Origin of the sequence: Burkholderia sp. RF2-non_BP3, assembly GCF_001522185.1 — a bacterium.
Classification (GTDB): domain Bacteria; phylum Pseudomonadota; class Gammaproteobacteria; order Burkholderiales; family Burkholderiaceae; genus Burkholderia; species Burkholderia diffusa.
The window spans coordinates 275437-293956 of sequence record NZ_LOSU01000036.1 but is presented as its reverse complement, the minus strand read 5'-3'; the positions used below and the strand labels follow the sequence as shown (position 1 = coordinate 293956).

The 18520-nt window shown below is 64.9% G+C and carries 23 protein-coding genes, 2 tRNA genes and 1 pseudogene; 15 read left to right on the top strand and 11 right to left on the bottom strand.

The features are described from left to right. Positions 1 to 42: 42 nt before the first annotated feature. The 7 genes from WS45_RS20620 to WS45_RS20590 form a co-directional block, all read right to left on the bottom strand. Positions 43 to 735 (bottom strand): amino acid ABC transporter permease, encoded by a 693-nt coding sequence (locus WS45_RS20620; protein ID WP_009695834.1) that lies wholly within the window; start codon positions 733 to 735, stop codon positions 43 to 45. A gap of 122 nt (positions 736 to 857) precedes the next feature. Then, entirely contained in the window at positions 858 to 1652 is a 795-nt protein-coding gene (locus WS45_RS20615; RefSeq protein WP_059691782.1) for a cystine ABC transporter substrate-binding protein, read from the bottom strand. Positions 1653 to 1754: 102 nt separating this feature from the next. Next, positions 1755 to 2792, bottom strand: a complete 1038-nt coding sequence (locus WS45_RS20610) for a quinone-dependent dihydroorotate dehydrogenase (RefSeq protein WP_059532916.1) — start codon at positions 2790 to 2792, stop codon at positions 1755 to 1757. Positions 2793 to 2971: 179 nt separating this feature from the next. After that, positions 2972 to 3802, bottom strand: coding sequence for an arginyltransferase (locus WS45_RS20605; RefSeq protein WP_059532913.1), 831 nt, complete (start codon positions 3800 to 3802; stop codon positions 2972 to 2974). 33 nt (positions 3803 to 3835) lie between these two features. Continuing rightward, a complete protein-coding gene (gene aat / locus WS45_RS20600) occupies positions 3836 to 4600 on the bottom strand; it encodes a leucyl/phenylalanyl-tRNA--protein transferase (RefSeq protein WP_059532910.1) in 765 nt (254 codons plus the stop codon). A gap of 11 nt (positions 4601 to 4611) precedes the next feature. Then, positions 4612 to 5157 carry an NUDIX hydrolase gene (locus WS45_RS20595; protein WP_059532907.1) on the bottom strand — a complete coding sequence of 182 codons (546 nt, stop codon included), beginning with the start codon at positions 5155 to 5157 and terminating at the stop codon, positions 4612 to 4614. 172 nt (positions 5158 to 5329) lie between these two features. After that, positions 5330 to 5406: transfer RNA gene (locus WS45_RS20590), tRNA-Met, on the bottom strand. Positions 5407 to 5621: 215 nt separating this feature from the next. Between WS45_RS20590 and WS45_RS20585 the strand changes: the two genes are divergently transcribed. Genes WS45_RS20585 through WS45_RS20575 form a run of 3 tightly spaced genes read left to right on the top strand, consistent with a single transcriptional unit; the run spans position 5622 to position 7641 of the window. Continuing rightward, entirely contained in the window at positions 5622 to 6119 is a 498-nt protein-coding gene (locus tag WS45_RS20585; RefSeq protein WP_059524536.1) for a heme-degrading domain-containing protein, read from the top strand. Between the two features lie 3 nt (positions 6120 to 6122). Next, positions 6123 to 6461, top strand: coding sequence for a DMT family transporter (locus WS45_RS20580; RefSeq protein ID WP_059701416.1), 339 nt, complete (start codon positions 6123 to 6125; stop codon positions 6459 to 6461). Between the two features lie 31 nt (positions 6462 to 6492). Further along, positions 6493 to 7641, top strand: a complete 1149-nt coding sequence (locus WS45_RS20575) for an enoyl-CoA hydratase/isomerase family protein (RefSeq protein ID WP_059701414.1) — start codon at positions 6493 to 6495, stop codon at positions 7639 to 7641. 125 nt (positions 7642 to 7766) lie between these two features. On the opposite strand, the gene WS45_RS20570 is transcribed toward WS45_RS20575, so the two are convergent. Continuing rightward, the gene (locus WS45_RS20570; protein ID WP_059524561.1) at positions 7767 to 8195 is read right to left on the bottom strand and encodes a hypothetical protein; all 429 of its coding nucleotides are present in this window, start codon (positions 8193 to 8195) and stop codon (positions 7767 to 7769) included. 341 nt (positions 8196 to 8536) lie between these two features. On the opposite strand from WS45_RS20570, the gene ssuD reads away from it, so the two are divergent. From ssuD to WS45_RS20520, 11 genes and pseudogenes are all read left to right on the top strand, one after another. Further along, positions 8537 to 9694: an FMNH2-dependent alkanesulfonate monooxygenase gene (gene ssuD / locus WS45_RS20565; protein ID WP_059691778.1), complete on the top strand. Its 1158-nt coding sequence runs from the start codon at positions 8537 to 8539 to the stop codon at positions 9692 to 9694. 16 nt (positions 9695 to 9710) lie between these two features. After that, positions 9711 to 10523: an aliphatic sulfonate ABC transporter permease SsuC gene (ssuC, locus tag WS45_RS20560; RefSeq protein ID WP_059701412.1), complete on the top strand. Its 813-nt coding sequence runs from the start codon at positions 9711 to 9713 to the stop codon at positions 10521 to 10523. After that, positions 10520 to 11479 (top strand): ATP-binding cassette domain-containing protein, encoded by a 960-nt coding sequence (locus WS45_RS20555; protein WP_059524528.1) that lies wholly within the window; start codon positions 10520 to 10522, stop codon positions 11477 to 11479. Before ssuC ends, WS45_RS20555 begins: the two co-directional genes overlap by 4 nt. A gap of 57 nt (positions 11480 to 11536) precedes the next feature. Then, positions 11537 to 11752, top strand: coding sequence for a TOBE domain-containing protein (locus tag WS45_RS20550; protein ID WP_006400187.1), 216 nt, complete (start codon positions 11537 to 11539; stop codon positions 11750 to 11752). Between the two features lie 140 nt (positions 11753 to 11892). Next, positions 11893 to 12090, top strand: a complete 198-nt coding sequence (locus WS45_RS20545; RefSeq protein ID WP_059467585.1) for a hypothetical protein — start codon at positions 11893 to 11895, stop codon at positions 12088 to 12090. A 54-nt stretch (positions 12091 to 12144) separates the two neighbouring features. Further along, entirely contained in the window at positions 12145 to 12399 is a 255-nt protein-coding gene (locus WS45_RS20540; RefSeq protein ID WP_059701410.1) for a hypothetical protein, read from the top strand. Between the two features lie 126 nt (positions 12400 to 12525). Then, positions 12526 to 13512 carry a tRNA dihydrouridine(20/20a) synthase DusA gene (gene dusA / locus WS45_RS20535; protein ID WP_059691775.1) on the top strand — a complete coding sequence of 329 codons (987 nt, stop codon included), beginning with the start codon at positions 12526 to 12528 and terminating at the stop codon, positions 13510 to 13512. Positions 13513 to 13571: 59 nt separating this feature from the next. Continuing rightward, a tRNA-His gene (locus WS45_RS20530) sits at positions 13572 to 13647 on the top strand. A gap of 76 nt (positions 13648 to 13723) precedes the next feature. Further along, on the top strand, positions 13724 to 14143 hold the full coding sequence (locus WS45_RS20525) for a hypothetical protein (protein ID WP_059701408.1): 420 nt from the start codon (positions 13724 to 13726) through the stop codon (positions 14141 to 14143). A 54-nt stretch (positions 14144 to 14197) separates the two neighbouring features. Continuing rightward, positions 14198 to 14326, top strand: a pseudogene (locus tag WS45_RS36555) (AAA family ATPase); the annotation flags it as partial. A gap of 24 nt (positions 14327 to 14350) precedes the next feature. Next, positions 14351 to 15793, top strand: coding sequence for an ATP-binding protein (locus WS45_RS20520; protein WP_257140558.1), 1443 nt, complete (start codon positions 14351 to 14353; stop codon positions 15791 to 15793). A 95-nt stretch (positions 15794 to 15888) separates the two neighbouring features. Here WS45_RS20520 and WS45_RS20515 read toward each other — a convergent pair whose 3' ends face one another. The 3 genes from WS45_RS20515 to WS45_RS20505 are packed head-to-tail and all read right to left on the bottom strand — an operon-like array spanning position 15889 to position 17998. Beyond that, entirely contained in the window at positions 15889 to 17010 is a 1122-nt protein-coding gene (locus WS45_RS20515; RefSeq protein WP_059701403.1) for a hypothetical protein, read from the bottom strand. A 2-nt stretch (positions 17011 to 17012) separates the two neighbouring features. After that, positions 17013 to 17252, bottom strand: a complete 240-nt coding sequence (locus tag WS45_RS20510) for a DUF4224 domain-containing protein (protein WP_059701400.1) — start codon at positions 17250 to 17252, stop codon at positions 17013 to 17015. Further along, on the bottom strand, positions 17249 to 17998 hold the full coding sequence (locus tag WS45_RS20505) for a hypothetical protein (protein ID WP_063896552.1): 750 nt from the start codon (positions 17996 to 17998) through the stop codon (positions 17249 to 17251). Before WS45_RS20505 ends, WS45_RS20510 begins: the two co-directional genes overlap by 4 nt. Here WS45_RS20505 and WS45_RS20500 point away from each other — a divergent pair. Continuing rightward, the gene (locus tag WS45_RS20500) at positions 17997 to 18515 is read left to right on the top strand and encodes a hypothetical protein (protein ID WP_063896550.1); all 519 of its coding nucleotides are present in this window, start codon (positions 17997 to 17999) and stop codon (positions 18513 to 18515) included. The genes WS45_RS20505 and WS45_RS20500 overlap by 2 nt on opposite strands. Positions 18516 to 18520: the final 5 nt, after the last annotated feature.

Sequence of the window (18520 nt, the reverse complement as noted above, 5' to 3'; positions counted from 1 at the left end):
GGCGCCGGGCGCGCGACCGCGGCCCGGCGGGAGATGCCGCGCTCAGTGCCGCGCGGGCAGCGACAGGCGCTTTTCGTACCAGCGCTGGACCCATTCGAGGATCTGGCACAGCACCCAGTAGACAGCGGCGGCGGCCAGGTACAGCGGCAGCGGCTGGTAGGTCGCCGCGATCATTTCCTGCGCGCTGCGCAGCAGTTCGGTCACGGTGATCACCGACACGAGCGACGTGTCCTTGATCAGGCTGATCAGGCTGTTCGACAGGCTCGGCACCGCGATGCGCAATGCCTGCGGTCCGATCACGTAGCGCAGCGTCTGCCCCCACGACAGCCCGAGGCTGTATGCGGCCAGCCATTGGCCGCGGGCAATCCCGTTGATCGCGCCGCGCATGCTTTCCGACATGTAGGCGGCGACGTTCGCGGACAGCGCGATCACGCCGGCGGGCGTCGGATCGAGCGAGATGCCGAGGCTCGGCAGCCCGTAATAGATGACGAAGATCTGCACGAGCAGCGGCGTGCCGCGCATCAGGCTCACGTATGCGCGCGCGAGCCACGCGAGTGCATTGACCCAGATGCGTTCGAAGCCTTCGAGCGCCTCGCTTTGCCGGATGCCCATCATCGCGAGCACGACGGCGCCGAGCAGGCCGAACACCATTGACAGCACGGCGAACTTGACGGTCAGCACGGCACCCTGGGCGAGCACTGGCAGCGATTGGACGAGCAGGGACGTTGTCGACATGGAATACGAAGCGAATGCGTGCGCGAAAGCGCAATCATAAACCGGACCGATAAAACAAAGGGCGGCATCGTTTCGGATGCCGCCCTTTCCGGCCCGCCGTCAGGCGGGAAACAGAGGCGTGCTTACTTGATCGGCTTCGTCACGTCGATGCCGAACCACTTGTCCGAGATCTTCGTGAACGTGCCGTCGGCTGCGAGTTGCGTCATCGCGTCGTCGATCGCCTTCTGGAACTTCGGGTTGCCCTTCTTGAACGGGATGCCCGACGGGTTCGCCGAGCCGACGTTCGCGCCCGGGCGCAGCGGCAGCTGCGAATTCTTCGTCAGGTACGCGAGCATCAGGCGGTCGTTCAGCGCCGCGTCGAGACGGCCGGCCGCGAGGTCGCGCAGGTACTCGGGCGCGCCCGGGTACGTCTTCACGTCGACGCCGGGCACCGACTTCGCCATGTCCATGTAGTTCGTGCCGAGCGCGACGCCGAGCTTCTTGCCCTTCAGGTCCTCGAGTGACTTGAACTCGCGCGTGTCGTCCTTGCGCTGGATCAGCTGCGCGGACGAGTACGTGTACGCGGGCGAGAAGTCGAGCGTTTCCTTGCGCTTGTCGGTGATGCCGACCTGGTTGGCGATCACGTCGAACTTGCCGGCCTGCAGGCCCGCGATGATGCCGCTCCATTCGGTCGTGACGAACTCGGCCTTCACGCCGAGCTTCGCGGCGACGGCCTTCGCGATGTCGACGTCGAAGCCGACGAGTTCGCCTTGCGGGTTCTTCGAGTTGAACGGCGGGAACGTACCTTCGAGGCCGACGCGCAGCGTGCCGCGTTGCTTCACCTGGTCGAGGAGGTCGGCCGCATGCGCGGTGGCGGCAGCGAACGACGTACCGATCAGGCCGGCGACTAGCAGCTTCTTCAGCAGCGAAATTTTCATCGTGTGGGCTTCCTTGCCCCAGCGGGGCGCTTGATTCTGGATGTGAGGCCGATCATAGCAAAAATACAATCGGCCGCTAAATATCGTTTGTTTATGGCTATATTACGCGGCGCGATCGCGCGCGATCGCCTTCACGCATTCGGCGACGAGCGCGGGGCCGCGATAGATGAAGCCCGTGTACAGCTGGACGAGCGACGCGCCGGCCGCGAGCTTCGCGCGTGCGTCCTCGCCCGAGAAGATGCCGCCGACGCCGATGATCGGCACCGCGCTGCCGACTTCGGCATGCAGCTTGCGGATCACTTCGTTCGATGCGTCGAATACCGGGCGGCCCGACAGGCCGCCGGCCTCGTCCGCGTGCGGCAGGCCCTGCACGGCTGCGCGCGACAGCGTCGTGTTGGTGGCGATGACCGCTTCGATCTTGTGGCGCAGCAGCGTGTCGGCGATTTCCTTGACCTGTTCGTCGTCGAGATCGGGCGCGATCTTCAGCGCGAGCGGCACGAGCTTGCCGTGCAGGTCGGCGAGGCGCTGCTGCTTGTCCTTCAGCGCGGCGAGCAGCGCATCGAGCTCGCCCGCGCCCTGCAACTGGCGCAGGTTCTTCGTGTTCGGCGACGAAATGTTGATCGTCACGTAGCTCGCGAACGGATACACGCGCTCGAGGCAGTAAAGATAGTCTTCCGCCGCGCGTTCGATCGGCGTGTCGGCATTCTTGCCGATGTTCAGGCCGAGGATGCCGCGATAGCGGGCCGCCTGGACGTTCTTCACGAACTGGTCGACGCCGTGGTTGTTGAAGCCCATCCGGTTGATCAGCGCTTCCGCCTGCGGCAGACGGAACATCCGCGGGCGCGGGTTGCCCGGCTGCGGGCGCGGCGTGACCGTGCCGACCTCGATGAAGCCGAAGCCGAGCGCCGCGAGGCCGTCGATGGCCGCGCCGTCCTTGTCGAGGCCGGCGGCGAGGCCGACTGGATTGCGGAACGTGAGCCCCATCACGGTGCGCGGCGCATCGGGCACGCGGGACGACAGCGCGCAGGCGAGGCCCGTGCGGCCGGCCGCGCCGAGCGCGCGCAGCGTGAGGTGGTGAGCGTCTTCCGCATCCATCTTGAACAGGGATGCGCGGGCCAGCGGATAGAGGGAACTGAACACGGGAATTGGGCGGACAGCCGGGTTGAATGACAACCCGCTATTTTACCGGGAGTTGCGCGGCACGGGCGGGCTTTGCTTCGCAGCGGCCCGCGGCGACGGTTGCCGCGCCGCGCGTCGGCCGCTTCACGACCGGGACGGACGCTCGCCGCTCGCGAGCAACCGCGCCGGTGACGTTCGCGTCAGCCAGACCCGGAATGTCCGCCGGGCAGCGGCGCGCGGGCGAGTGCCGCGTCGACCGGCGGCAGGTCGACCCGATCCGGATCGAGTACTTTCCAGCGGCCGTCGAGCAACCCTTCCAGCGGATGGAAGTTTGCCTTGTAGGCCATCTTCGGGCTCTCGCGGATCCAGTAGCCGAGATACACGTACGGCAGGCCGAGGCTCTTCGCCTGCTCGATCTGCCACAGGATGTTGTACGTGCCGTAGCTCGTGTGCTGCTCGTCCGGCTCGAAGAACGTGTAGACCGACGACAGCCCGTCGCCGAGGATGTCGATCATGCTGACCATGCGCAGCTTGCCGGGCTCGCCGCCCGGCGCGTCGAGATCGCGGAATTCGACGAGGCGCGAATTGATCCGGCTCTGCAGCAGGAACTGCTCGTACTGGTCGCGGCTGTCGCGGTCCATGCCGCCGCCGGCGTGGCGCGCCGACTGGTAGCGCATGTAGAGCGCGTAGTGCTCCTCGTCGTAGTGCAGCGGCGAGACCGTCGCGACGAGCGCGCGGTGCCGCTTCCACATCCGGCGTTGCGTGCGCGACGGCGTGAACGCGCCGACCGGCACGCGCACCGGCACGCAGGCGCGGCAGCCGTCGCAGTATGGACGATAAGTGAACACGCCCGAGCGCCGGAAGCCGGCCTTCACGAGTTCGGTATAGATGTCGGAATTGATCAGGTGGCTCGGCGTCGCGACTTGCGAGCGCGCGACGCGGCCGTCCAGATAGCTGCACGGATAGGGCGCCGTTGCATAGAATTGCAGCGCCGAAAGCGGTGAAAGCGGCAGCTCAGTCGGGTGAGTCATGGGCAGCTCTCGATGCAGGGAGGGAGTGCCGCGCTAGCGCTCGATCCCGGAGGGGGCGGCCGGTTCCGCAGGGCCCGTCAGCGCGGCGAGCGCGCGCTTGTCGAACTGCCACGGAATCGGCGGTTCGGCTACCGCGCGGCGCACGTGAGCGACAAAGGCCTTGCGTGCGATCTCGCGGCCGCCGAGCGACGCTAGATGCGACGTATTCTGCTGGCAGTCTATCATCTCCAGCCCCTGCTCGCGAAGATGGGCGACGAGCGTCGCCAGTGCGATCTTCGACGCATCGGTGGCATCCGCGTACATCGATTCGCCGAAGAACATTCGTCCGAACGCGACGCCGTAGAGGCCGCCGACGCGGCGCCCGTCATGCCACGTCTCGATGCTGTGCGCGTTGCCGGAACGATAGAGCGACGTATACGCGTCGATGATTTCGGCCGTGATCCAGGTGCCGCGCTGCCCGCGACGCGGCGCCTGCGCGCACGCGCGCATCACACCCGGAAAGTCGTGGTCGACGCGCACTTCCCATGCGGGGTCGCGCAGCACGCGCCGGAGTGTCTTGCGCAGCGACGGGGACACCTTGAATTCGGCTGGCACGAGGACCATCCGCGGGTCGGGGCTCCACCACAGCACGGGTTGACCGTCCGAATACCACGGGAAGATGCCGCGCAGGTAGGCTTCGATCAGGCGCGACGGCAGCAGGTCGGCGCTCGCGGCGAGCAGCCCCGGCGCGCCGGTCGCCGGACCGAGCGCGCGTTCGATGGGCGGAAACGGATCGTCCGGGCCGAGCCAGGGGACCATGGGGCGCGGGCTCAGCCGTTGCGCAGCGAGCGGAAGATATCGCCGGTATGGACGCCGTAGTCGCCGGCGGCGCGATCGGCGAAAAAGAAGCGCAGCGTCTGGCTGACGGTCGGGAACGCGATTTCGTCCCACGGAATGTCGGCTTCGTCGAACAGCTTGACTTCGAGGCTTTCCTCGCCGGCCTCGTAAGCCGGATCGGTGAGCCGCGCCAGATAGAACAGGTGGACCTGATGCACGTGCGGCACGTTCAGCAGCGTGAACAGGTTCTGCACCTCGACGCGTGCGCCGGCCTCCTCGAGCGTTTCGCGCGCGGCGGCCTCGGCCGTCGTCTCGCCCATCTCCATGAAGCCCGCCGGCAGCGTCCAGAAGCCGTAGCGCGGTTCGATCGCGCGGCGGCACAGCAGCACCTGATCGCCCCAGACCGGCACCGTGCCGACCACGTTACGCGGATTCTGGTAATGGATCGTGCCGCAGTGATCGCAGACGAAGCGCTCACGGTTGTCGCCCTGAGGAATGCGCGCGATGACTTCGTGACCGCAGACGGAGCAGAATTTCATGTCGAGTGGAAGGGACGAGGTGATGCGAGTGTATCACCGGGGCGGGGCATTCTTGAACGCGCGCGCATGCGCGCGGCGTGCGGCGCGAAGCGCAACGTGCGATGCGCGGAATCGGGCGCCGAAAAACAAAAAGCCCGGCGTTGAGCCGGGCTTTTTGCATGAATCGGGACGTTGGTTGCGGGGGTAGGATTTGAACCTACGACCTTCGGGTTATGAGCCCGACGAGCTGCCAGACTGCTCCACCCCGCGTCCGTCGAAGAAATGAATTATATGGACTAACCAGAATGCTTGCAAGCACTTTCTGACAATCGCGTCGCAATCGCCGGCGGGGCGCTTGCAGGGCCGGTACGGCAGGCGCGTGAGCTAGAATCGAGCGGTTTGCTTGTGTCGTTCATTCCTGCAGCGGAGTCGCGCGCGAATTGCGTCGGTGCCGTTGCAACACTCACTACTGCATCGACGGATTCATGGACATCGCTCACGATCTGCAATCGATCGGCGCGCAGGAACAGGCGCTCGTGTTTCCCCATTTCGACCCGGCTCGCGCCTGGGCGCTCGGCAACCGGATGCATGCGCTCGCGACGTCGCGCGGCCATGCGATCGCGATCGACATCGTCACGTTCGGCCAGCCGCTGTTCTATGCAGCGCTCGCCGGTGCGACGCCCGACAACGCCGACTGGGTGCGCCGCAAGCGCAACGTCGTCGCGCATTTCCGCCGCAGCTCGTATGCGATCGGCCTGCGCATGCAGCAGGCCGGCGCGACGCTCGCCGACAAGCACGGACTGCCGATCTCGGAATATTCGCCGCACGGCGGCGCGTTTCCGCTGACCGTCGCGGGGGCCGGCGTGATCGGCTCGATCACCGCATCGGGCCTGCCGCAGCGCGCGGATCACGAGTTCGTCGTCGAAGCGCTGTGCGCCGAGCTCGGGCAGAACTATGCCGTGCTGGCACTTGCAAGGAGCTGAGCGATGCAGCTTCCGGGTTACGCATGGCTCGCGATCGCGATCGTCGCGGAAGTGGTCGGCACGTCCGCGCTGCGCGCGGCGGACGGCTTCACGCGCTTCTGGCCGTCGGCGCTCGTCGTGACCGGTTACGGCATCGCGTTCTACTGTCTGTCCCTCACGTTGCGCACGATGCCCGTCGGCATCATCTATGCGGTGTGGTCGGGTGCCGGCATCGTGCTGATCACGCTCGTCGCGATGCTGCTCTATCGCCAGGTGCCGGACCTGCCGGCCGTGATCGGCCTCGGGCTGATCATCTCGGGCGTCGTGGTGCTGAACCTGTTCTCGAAGATGCAGGCGCACTGAGCGTGCGCCCGCGATACGCCGGATGGCTCACATGACCGATTCCATTTCCGCTTCCGCGGAATCCGCCCAGCCCGACGTTCGCGCGTATGTCGCGAACCGCATCGGCTATCTCGAACTGAACCGGCCGAAGGCGCTGAATGCGCTGTCGGTGGGAATGATCCGGCTGATGCAGCAGGCGCTCGATGCATGGCGCGACGACGCCGACGTGGTCGCCGTCGTCGTGCACAGCCCGCATCGTCGCGCGTTCTGCGCGGGCGGCGACGTGCGCTTCTTCCACGATGCGTGGCAGCGCGGCGACCGCGATGCGGTCGACACGTTCTTCATCGAGGAATACACGCTCAACCATACGATCTTCACCTATCCGAAACCGTACATCGCGTTGATGCACGGTGTCGTGATGGGCGGCGGCATGGGCATTTCGCAGGCGGCACGGCATACGGGCGGCCTGCGTGTGGTCACCGACTCGACGAAGATGGCGATGCCCGAAACGCGCATCGGCCTGTTCCCCGATGTCGGGATGGGCTGGTTCCTCGCGCGCGCGCCGGGTGCGATCGGCCGCTATCTCGCGGTGACCGGCGCGACGCTCGACGCGGCCGGCGCACTGTATGCACAGCTCGCCGACGTGTACCTGCCCGACGCCGCGCTGCCGGCACTGCTCGATACGCTGCGCAGCGCACGCATCGACAGCGGCGCGCAGGCCGTCGCGTGCGTGGTCGACGCGGCCGCGTCACACAAGGTCGTGCCGACGCCCGACACGTCGGCGCTGGCCGACGCGCGCGCCGGGATCGATCGTCATTTCGCGCGAGCCGATATCGGCGCGATCCTCGCATCGCTCGACGCCGAGCAGGATTGCGCCGCGGTCGACGGATGGGTCGAGAAGGCGACCCACGCGATGCGCAGCCAGCTGTCGCCGCTGTCGATGGCCGTGTCGCTCGAAGTCGTCGAACGGGCGCGCGGGGCGACGATGGCCGATTGCCTGCGGCGCGACCTCGACCTCACGCGTTCGACGTTCGCGCACGGCGACGTGATCGAGGGCGTGCGCGCGCTGATCGTCGACAAGGACCATCAGCCGGCCTGGCGCTTCAAGTCGATCGCCGATATCGACCGCGCCGACGTGCTCGCGATGTTCGACAGCCCGTGGACGCCCGACACGCATCCGCTGCGCAATCTGAAGGACTGACGCGCCGCGGTTTCGACGCGAAAAGCAAAAAGGCCGCCTGCATTGTGTGCAGGCGGCCTTTTCATTCGAGGATGCCGATCCGCCTTGGCGGGCAGTGAGGCGGAGGCCTCGCGGCAGGACGTGCGTTATTCGTCGCCGGCGTCGTCCGACATGAACGCGCGCATGAACACGAGCGCGCCGAAGCCCCAGACCGCGTTCGCTGCGAAACCGGCGGCGAGCACCGGCATCATGTTGCCCGACGGCCAGATCCCGCGCAGTGGATCGATCGCGAACACGCGGGCGGCCGTCAGCACGATGCCGCCGAACACCAGCGCGCCGATCCACGGCGCCTCGCGATCCGGCGTCACGCGCAGCAGCCACGCCATCGGAATTGCGCAGCACGCGCTGATCAATGCGTTCGCAACAAATTCAGGAATGCCGAGCGGCGCGAACGGTTGCGTGGAGAAGCCGGCGGCGGCGATCAGGTCGGCCGTATGCAGGAGCGCGAGCGTCGCTTCGCGAAAGAAGAGGGCGGCCAGGAAGCCGGACAGGAACGGCAGGATGACTTTCTGCATCGATGAGTGCATTGCAGGCGCGGCCGGCCGGGGCCGTCCGCGCGAAGTTATTCGGATAGGTGCGTCATTATAGGGCCCGGCCGACGCGATATTCGCTGGAGCGTCGTGCTAATCACGAAAGCGGAAAACCTAAGCTCAAAAAAATCGTTCCAAAGCCCTGCAGCGATCCATAGACTGATTTCCCAGAAACAGCCGTGCAATCGCGTACTCGCCCGCGGCACGGCCTGACCGGCGAGCCATCCCGATTCGAACGCACACCATGCATGCGTCGCTCATTCGCGACGCGAGCAGGGCCTCGTTTTGTCCAGATTCCGGCAAGAACAGTCAAGCAGGAGCAGCAGATGAACGTTTTCTGGTTTATTCCCACGCACGGCGACAGCCGCTACCTCGGCACCGCCGAAGGCGCGCGCGCCGCGGATTACGATTATTTCAAGCAGATCGCCGTCGCGGCCGACACGCTCGGCTATGAAGGCGTGCTGCTGCCGACCGGCCGTTCCTGCGAGGATGCGTGGGTCGTCGCGTCGAGCCTGATTCCGGCGACGCAGCGCCTGAAGTTCCTGGTCGCCGTGCGTCCCGGCATCGCATCGCCCGGCCTTGCGGCACGGATGGCCGCGACGTTCGATCGTCTGTCGGGCGGGCGTCTGCTGATCAACGTCGTGACCGGTGGCGATGCCGCCGAGCTCGAAGGCGACGGACTGTTCGCCGACCACGACACGCGCTACGAAATCACCGACGACTTCCTTAATATCTGGCGCGGGCTGCTGTCCGCATCGCACGACAACGGCGGGTTCGACTACATCGGCAAGCACCTTCAATCGAAGGGTGGCAAGGCGCTGTATCCGCCCGTGCAGCGCCCACATCCGCCGTTGTGGTTCGGCGGATCGTCGCCGGCCGCGCACGCGATCGCCGCCGATCACATCGACACCTATCTGACCTGGGGCGAGCCGCCCGAGGCCGTCGCGAAGAAGATCGCCGACATCCGCGCCCGCGCCGAGGCGCGCGGCCGCAAGATCAAGTTCGGTATCCGCCTGCACGTGATCGTGCGCGAGACCGAGGACGAAGCCTGGCGCGATGCCGAGCGCCTGATCAGCCGCCTCGACGACGAGACGATCGCGCGTGCGCAGAAGGCCTTCGCGAACATGGATTCGGAAGGCCAGCGCCGGATGGCCGCGCTGCACGGCGGCAAGCGCGGCGGCCGCGAGGCGCTCGAGGTGTATCCCAACCTGTGGGCCGGTGTCGGTCTCGTGCGCGGCGGCGCGGGTACCGCGCTCGTCGGCAACCCCGAGCAGGTCGCGGAACGCATGCGCGAATACGCGGATCTCGGCATCGAGACGTTCATCCTGTCCGGCTATCCGCACCTCGAGGAGTCGTACCGTTTCGCCGAGCTCGTGTTCCCGCTGATCAAGGGCAAGGGTGCGGTGCGGTCGTCCGGTCCGCTGTCGGGTCCGTTCGGCGAGATCGTCGGCAACAACTACCTGCCGAAGGCGAGCCAGAGCTGAACGAAGGAGGCGTGTGATGACAACGAAAACGTCGACGACCGGCGCGGCCGTGGCCGCCCGCGCCTGGCGCGGCATCGCGCCGTGGCTCGTGCCGCTCGCGCTGCTGGCCGCATGGGAGGTCGGCGCGCGCGTCGGCTGGCTGTCGACCCGTGTGCTGCCCGAGCCGGTTGCGGTCGTGCGTGCCGCGTGGTTGCTCGTGACGTCGGGCGAGATGTGGGCGAACGTCAAGGTCAGTACCTGGCGCGCGCTGTTCGGCTTTGCGATCGGCGGCGGCGTCGGCCTGGCGCTCGGGCTCGCGACCGGCTTGTCGAAAGCAGCGGAGGTCGCGCTCGATTCGACGATCCAGATGATCCGCAACATTCCCGCGCTCGCGATGATTCCGCTCGTGATCCTGTGGTTCGGCATCGACGAGAAGGCGAAGCTGTTTCTGGTCGCGCTCGGCGTGTTCTTTCCGGTCTACATCAACACGTATCACGGGATCCGCTCGGTCGACGCGAACCTGATCGAGATGGCGAAGAGTTACGGCGTGCGCGGCTTCGCGCTGTATCGCGACGTGATCCTGCCAGGCGCATTGCCGTCGATTCTCGTTGGCGTGCGCTTCGCGCTCGGGCTGATGTGGGTGATGCTGATCGTCGCGGAAACGATCTCCGCGCAGTCGGGCATCGGCTACATGACGATGAACGCGCGCGAATTCCTGCAAACCGATGTGGTGGTGGTCGGCATCCTGCTGTATGCGGTGCTCGGCAAGCTGGCCGACGTGCTGGCGAAATGGATCGAGCGCGTGACGCTGCGCTGGCACCCCGCTTATCAATCTGGAGCAAAGGCATGAATGCGACGACTTCGGCGGCCGCCTACGGCCCGCTCGCCGGCGCAGACCTCGAGGCCGAACTGGCGCAGGCACGCGTGACGGACGACGACGCACGTCATGCGGCGATCGTCGATCGGGACGGCGGCGCATCCGTCGTTCCGCTTGCCCGGCGGCGCACGGGCGGCCCGATACAGGACGACGCGGTGACGCTGTCTGGCGTCAGCAAGCGCTTCGGCGCGCGCACCGTGCTCGACAACGTCGAACTCGGCATCGCGCGCGGCAGCTTCGTCGCGATCGTCGGCCGCAGCGGCTGCGGGAAATCCACGCTGCTGCGCCTCGTCGCGGGACTCGAGGCGCCGAGCAGCGGTGCGCTCGTGACGCGCGGCGAGGGGGGCGGCACGCTCGACACGCGAATCATGTACCAGGATGCGCGATTGCTGCCGTGGAAGACCGTGCTGCAGAACGTGATGCTGGGCCTGGGCCGCGGGGCACGCGATCGGGCGCGCGCGGTGCTCGACGAAGTCGGGCTCCTCGAGCGCGCGAACGACTGGCCCGCGCAGTTGTCGGGCGGCCAGCGGCAGCGTGTCGCGCTCGCCCGGGCGCTCGTGCACCGACCGCAACTGCTGCTGCTCGACGAGCCGCTCGGTGCGCTCGACGCGCTGACCCGTATCGAGATGCATGCGCTGATCGAGCGTTTGTGGCGCGAGCACCGGTTCACCGCGCTGCTCGTCACGCACGACGTGCAGGAAGCCGTCGCCCTCGGCGACCGGATCCTGTTGATCGAGCAAGGTCGCGTCGCTCTCGATCAGCCGGTGCCGCTCGACCGGCCGCGTGCACGCGCGTCGGCCGCGTTCGCGGCGCTCGAAGATCGCGTACTGCAACGCGTGCTCGCCGGCGGGCAAGGTGGCGCCGAGCAGGACGCGGCACATGAGGTCGATCACGTACGACCGGTCGGGCAGATTCGCTGGGCCGTTTAACTCCGGGCGGCACCGGCCGCCCGCTCTCAGACTTTTTTCTTCGGAGCGATCAACCCGATGAGCATCACTGCAATCAACGTGCGTAACCAGTTCAAAGGCAAGGTGAAGGAGATCATTCGCGGGCCTGTGGTCTCCGAGGTCGACGTCGAGACGCCGTTCGGCATCGTCACGTCGGTGATCACGACGCGTTCGGTCGACGAACTTGAACTGAAGGTGGGCGCGGAAGTCGTCGCGCTCGTGAAATCCACCGAAGTGTCGATCGCGCGCCTCTGAGCGTGTCTCCGATGCCGGGCGCCGCGGACGGGCCATCCGGCCATCCGTCGCGCCCGGCATTTTCGTCGCGTGTTTGCCTCGGTATTCGCCGTCCGGACGAAGTGCTAGGATGGAACGACACCGACGCCGGAGGCCAACGCATGACCCCCATCCTTTCTCCCGAAGCCATCGAGGCGCTGAAGTGGATCGACCAGTTCGGCGACACCCGGCCGGTTCCCGCCGCGTTCGACGACGTCGTCTATGCGTTGCTGAACGAAGGGCTGATCTATCAGGCGGCGGCCGACCGCGTCGACCTGACCGCCGACGGCAAATCCGTTTTGTCTAACGAATACGATTGAGCGCACGGCGCCGGCCGCCGAGGCGGCCCGGCGTGCGTCGCCACGGAGCGAGCGATGGAACCGAGAGGCAGCGATCTCGGCGATTTCAGCGAGCCGTACCGCGGCTACGAGATCGAGGTGAAGACCGAGCAGGTGTGGGACGGCGAGCATGCGCACTATCGTGTGTTGCAGGGCGCGGCCGTGCGGATTGACTGGCGGCTCGTGAAAGTCGACGGGATGCTGCTGACCGAACGCCGCGTGATCGAGCGCGTACTCGAGGAGGCGCGGCAGGCCGTCGACGCCGAACTGGGCGAGGGCGGGCCGGTCTAGTCAGGCTGCCGGGCCGGCCTGGTCGCGTTGCGGTAAAATGTCGGGTTGTTTCCCGCGCCGCTTGCTGCCCCGAATTCCATGTCCGCTTCGTCCTCGCTTCCTCCCCGCCGCGTTTCCGTGGCGCCCATGCTCGACTGGACCGACCGTCATTGCCGGTCGTTCCATCGCACGCTGACGCGCGACACGTGGCTGTATACGGAAATGATCACGACGGGCGCGCTGCTGTTCGGCGACGCCCAGCGGCATCTCGCGTTCACGCCGAACGAATCGCCGGTCGCGCTGCAGCTGGGCGGCAGCGAACGGGACGATCTCGCGCGTGCCGCGAAACTCGGCGAGCAGTGGGGCTATGACGAGATCAACCTGAATTGCGGCTGTCCGTCCGAGCGCGTGCAGCGCGGTGCGTTCGGCGCGTGCCTGATGAACGAGCCGCAACTCGTTGCCGATTGCGTGAAGGCGATGCGCGATGTGGTGTCGGTGCCGGTCACGGTCAAGCATCGGATCGGGGTCGACGCGGTCGAGGACTATGCGTTCGTGCGGGACTTCGTCGGCACGGTGGCTGAGGCCGGCTGCGAGACGTTCGTCGTGCACGCGCGCAACGCGATCCTGAAGGGGCTGTCTCCGAAGGAGAACCGCGAGATCCCGCCGCTCAAGTACGACTATGCGTATCAGTTGAAGCGCGATTTCCCGTCGCTGGAGATCGTGATCAATGGCGGGATCAAGACGCTCGACGAAGTCGCGCAGCATCTCGAACATGTGGACGGCGTGATGCTCGGCCGCGAGGCATATCACAACCCGTACGTGCTCGCGGGCGTCGATGCGCGCTTCTATGGGTCGACAGCGGCGATGCCGACGCGCGAGGAGGCCGAGGCGAAACTGATCGAATACTGTGCGGCGGAACTGAAGCGCGGCACGTATCTCGGCGCGATCGTCCGGCACGCACTCGGGCTGTATCGCGGCGTCGCGGGGGCACGCGGCTGGCGTCGCGTGCTGTCGGACAACAAGAAGCTCGCGCGCGGCGATCTGGCCGTGTTCGACGAGGCGCGCACGCATCTGAACGACGCTCTCGAAAATTTTGAAAAAAATGCTTTGCAAGACGGAAAAGTCTTCGTATAATCTTGTTCTTCGCTGCTGAACACGAAACGAAACAGCGAAGAAACAAAGCAGTATCAGTGGTGGCTGTAGCTCAGTTGGTAGAGTCCAGGATTGTGATTCCTGTTGTCGTGGGTTCGAGTCCCATCAGCCACCCCAACAAATTCAAGCACTTGCAGCAGAATCGAGCTGCTGTGTTACAAGTTTTGGAAGATGAGATTCCAAAACTTGGAAGATGATCAAAGAAAGGCCCGCCACTGAGCGGGCCTTTTTGCGTCTCATCATTGGTGTCAACGGGGTGTTTATGGCAGAAGTCCTGAGCTGGATTGCGGAATACCCGCGCTTCTTCGTGTCTAACCCAGTCGCGATGCTATTGGCGCTCGCAGTTGGCGCATTTGCTGGCTATTGGTTTCGCTCGCAAGTTGTCGAATCGCAGCTCAAGGCTCGGGATAATCGAATCGCGGTATTCGCCGGCGAGCGCAAGCGATTTACGTGTGATATTGACAGCCTGAAAGTCCGCCTGAATGATGCGCACAAGCGCCTAGGCATTGAGCCTCACGGGACAAACATGTACGCAGCGCCGGGCTTTGACCGAGAGCGACTACGTGGAGTGTTTCGGTACGGCGGTTGTGGAGATGTGCTCTCGGCTGCCTAGTCAAACGACCGCGCACTTACTCTAATTTTCGAACTGATTCCGAAAAGGGCCACTGTGCGTCTACTCTATAGCCATATCATCCGGTTCCGCAAATTTTCCGATTTAACCATCCGAGATATCCCAGCGAGTGCCAAGTTGGTCGTTCTAGCTGGGCCAAATGGGTCAGGCAAGTCGTCATTCTTCGACGCTCTCCTGCTGAGATACCGGATGGACACTGGATATGGGTGGAACAGCGATACCAAGTACTACGATCGGCCGCAGGAACAGGTCGTCGACCTTGGCTCTAGAACCTCTATCACTACCGATGCAGGCGAGCGATTTGCTCGAGGAAACCTCTACGTCCGCAGCGCATATAGGAGCGACACTGAGTTCATTACCAGTAGCCTCTCCCGACAGGGAGCCATCCTCGACAGCATGAATTTGAATCGGCTGATCGATCCTGACGCCACGGTCGCCATCAACTACCAGCGCCTTGCCTCTCAAGCGATGGAGGATGTATTCGTCAACGAGGCGTCCGGGACGACCATGGGCGACTACCGCGAGAAGTTGATCGGAGAGGTCCGGTTGCCGCTCAAGCGGTTGTTCCCCGATCTAACCTTCGTCGGCATCGGAAATCCTCTCGCCGATGGCACCTTTCAGTTCGATAAGGGTACCTCGCAGGGCTTCGACTACAAGAACCTTTCCGGTGGTGAGAAGGCCTCTTTCGACCTGATCCTCGATTTCGTGGTCAAACGCCGCAGTTATGCGGATGCAATCTACTGTATCGACGAGCCGGAGATCCACATGAACACGCGCTTGCAGGGGGCGCTGCTCGGTGAACTCGTCGGGCTGCTTCCCGGCAACTCCCAACTCTGGATCGCGTCGCACTCGATCGGGATGATGCGGAAGGCGCGCGAGATGTACGATGCCGACCCGACGTCGGTGGCCTTCATAGATTTCAGCGGTCACGACTTTGACCAAGCGATTACGCTCTCGCCGAGCAAGCCCACCCGAGCCTTCTGGGAGGGAGTGATGCACGTCGCCCTCGACGATCTCACGGCGCTTGTGGCGCCCAAACAGGTCGTCATCTGCGAGGGCAACCCGAAGGGCACGATGCCTGGAAAGAACACCGAGCACGACGCTAGGATTTACGAAATGATCTTCGGCGATGAAATGCCCGAGACCACCTTCATTTCTGCCGGTAACTCGAAGGAAGTGCAGAACGATTTCATCGGACTCGCGACCGTTCTACCGAAGCTGGCCTCGGGCATAAGAATCATCCGCCTGATCGATCTAGACGACCACACCCCAGATGACGTCGTCGAGTTCAAAAGCAAGGGCATACACGTTCTGAGCCTCCGGCATCTCGAGGCTTACCTTTACGACGACGAGGTATTGACCGCTCTCTGCAACTCGGTCGGGCAGCCCGACAAGGCGACGGACTTGATCGACGCTAAGGCTAACGCAGTCGCGACCGTTGTGAGCCAAGGCCATCCTGAGGACGACGTCAAGAAGGCTGCGGGCATGATCTATACCGCAGCCAAGCAGATGCTGTCGCTCACTCAGGTGGGCAACGATGCCCCGGCGTTCGCCAGGAACACGCTGTCGAAGTTGATCAAGCCCAGCATGGCCATCTACGCCAAGCTGCGCATGGATGTGTTTGGAGTCTGACGAGACCTGAACACTTCTTTCTACCCCTTTATATTCAGACTGTTCAGAACCGAAGTTGCCACGGAAGGGCTGGATGCTGCCGGGCTACAATTGATCTATCTTGTGGCGCGCACTCGTCGCTGCCGACGCCGATCGTACGTCTTTCGCACCATGCGCTCATCTGCATGGCCCGTCGCGTCAATGATCCGGTCGTCGCCTTCCTCCTGCCGATCGGTCACGGCGGCTGGTCGCATGTCGCGCAGCGCAAACCGTTCGAACGGCACGCCGCGCGCCTGCGCTTCCTTCTCGCAGTAGCCCATCAGCCGCGACCAGTTCGTGTTCCATCCGCTGCGCGTGTACACCTGGCCGGCCGTGTTGCCGAAGACGTGCACGCTCGACGTACGCTGCAGAGCGAGCGCTTCGTCGATCACGGCCTTCAGCTCGGGTGACCACAGCACGAGCTTCACGCGCTGCTGCTCGCCGGCCTTGCGCTTTCCGATCGGCACCTCGACGCCTTCGGGCCGGATACTCTGACGGTGCAGCTCGCGCATCTCCGTCGGCCGGCTGACGGTCAGGTAGGCGGCCTTCACGCATAGCGCGAGGATCAGGTACGCGGAACTCGGGTGCTGGTCGCCGATGCTTCGGCGCGACCGCGCGACTTCCACCGCGAGATCGACCTCGTCCTGACGCACATACCGCTGGCGCGGCCGCGTGGGGTTGTACTCGATACCGCGGCACGGGTTCGTTTCGAGCTCGCCGCGGCGCCGGCCGTATTCGAGGATCGCGGACAGGAGGGCGATTTCCTTGTTCGCCTTCGCCGGCGCGCCGAGCTGCGCACGTTTGTCGAGGTAGCCGTAGACGTGCTTCGGTTTGATCGCGGCCGGCGCCATCTTCCCGAAGACCTTGACCAGGCGCTTCGACTCGACGCGGTTCTCGTCCAGGGTGGACTGGGCCTTACGGCGCTCGTCGGAGTGCGGCAGTCCGTCCTGCCATTCGAAGTACCGGGCGACGAGCGCCTCGACCGTGCCCGGTTCGATCGCATTCCCGTTGAGCGCCTCCGCGCGCTCGATCGCCTGCTTGCGGATCTCGGCGAGCGCTTCCTTGTTGTGCGCCGGCGCCGACAGGCGAAACGCCCAGCGGCCGTTCGGCAGCTTGTAGCCGAAGCTGACTTTGTGTTTCCCGTAGTGGGCGTACAGCCGGAAGGGCAACCCGTCCGGCCGTTTCCGTCGTCCGATCATGATTAAAGTGCGGCGAAGTTCGGTTCTTCCGATGCGGCGGCGCGGTGCCGGCGCGCGGGTGTTGGCGGTGCGGTGCCGTTCATGCGGGCGTCGTAATACTCGCGCGCGACGAGCGGCACGCCGGCGATGTTGACGGCGAACGGCCAGTGGTTGCGTTCGAGCCAACGTTTCATGCAGGCGTGGCTACGCGGCTTACAGCCGACCAGCTCGGCCAGCTCCGGCGTGGTGAGGTAGATGCTCATGGTTCGATCCTTCGAAATTCCACGACCCAGACCCAGGGGTTCGCGTCCCAGCCGTGCCCGCGCGCGGCGTTCAGGCTGTCCCACAGGTCATGGAAGGCGCGGATGCTCGGCGGCCGGAAGACTCCGGAGCTGTAGCCGCGCATGTGGTGGTCGGCGATCGTCACACCTTCGTCGCGCGCATCGGCCTCGCTGATGCTCTGCAGGCGCTCGGCGCGCACGCCGGTGATCTCGAGCGTTATGCGGGACGCCCAGCGCGGCATGTGGATCGCCGGAACCGTCGCGCCGGTCTGGCCGCGGTACGCGTACAGATCAAGCCAGCGCCCGGCGGCCTCGCTCGAGTCGTCGATCGCGCGGAACGCGCCATCGGCGGAATACCGCACGCCGTCGAGGCCACCGTCGAGTTCGGCCGCGCGGCACGTCTCGCGCACCCACAGCCGTTCGCCGACTTTGCCGTATGGGCTGGGCGTCCAGTACCAGTCACCGGCCATGGGGTGCTTACCTGGCAACACAGGCCAGCGTCGTAGCGACTTCAGAAGTTGGCCCGGCTGCTGGTCTTCAGACCAGAAAAATGATCCGACCGGGCGTGGCTTGCCGTCTTGCATCAGCGAATGACCTTCTGACGCGAACGTGGCCCAGGCCGGGGGCAATTCGCTGCGCACTTTCACGACTCGTCGCGTCTGCGTCTTGCGGCCTTCGAGGATGGCCCGTACCATCGGGCCAGAAAACAAGATCGGGAGTTCACGCATGTCTTGGCACCACGGGGATTGGTTGTCGTTCGCGCAAGCCGTCGTCTCGGCCACGGCGATTCTCGGCGCATTTGGCGTCGTGTTTCTTCAACATCATCTGGAAGGGATTAGGCGGCGCGCTGCCGAACAGGCCGATGCGCGAAGGGTGTTGATGATCGCTTATGCGTTCACCAAAAGGGCATGGATCGTCGTTTCTAAAGTCTCTAGCTTGCTTAGTAATCCAGAACGCGTCGCGGACGAGTCTGATCGCCGGAAGTATTGCAGCGAGCTATATCAGTCGTTGGAAGCGCTCAATGGACTTCCGATCAATGTTCTCCCTACGGCTGAGGCTGCTGAGCAAATCATTCGGGCGCGCAGTGAGCTTGCTGCGGCCTGCTTTGAGGCTGACAAGCCCCGTCCTAACGATCAGGCTGGCTGTCTTTATCTCGCCGCGCCGTGGGCGAAATGGGAAGCTCGGCTCGCCGACGTGATGAAGATTCTTAGCCAAGAAAGGGATAAATTTTCGGAGTCGAAGTAGGGCGA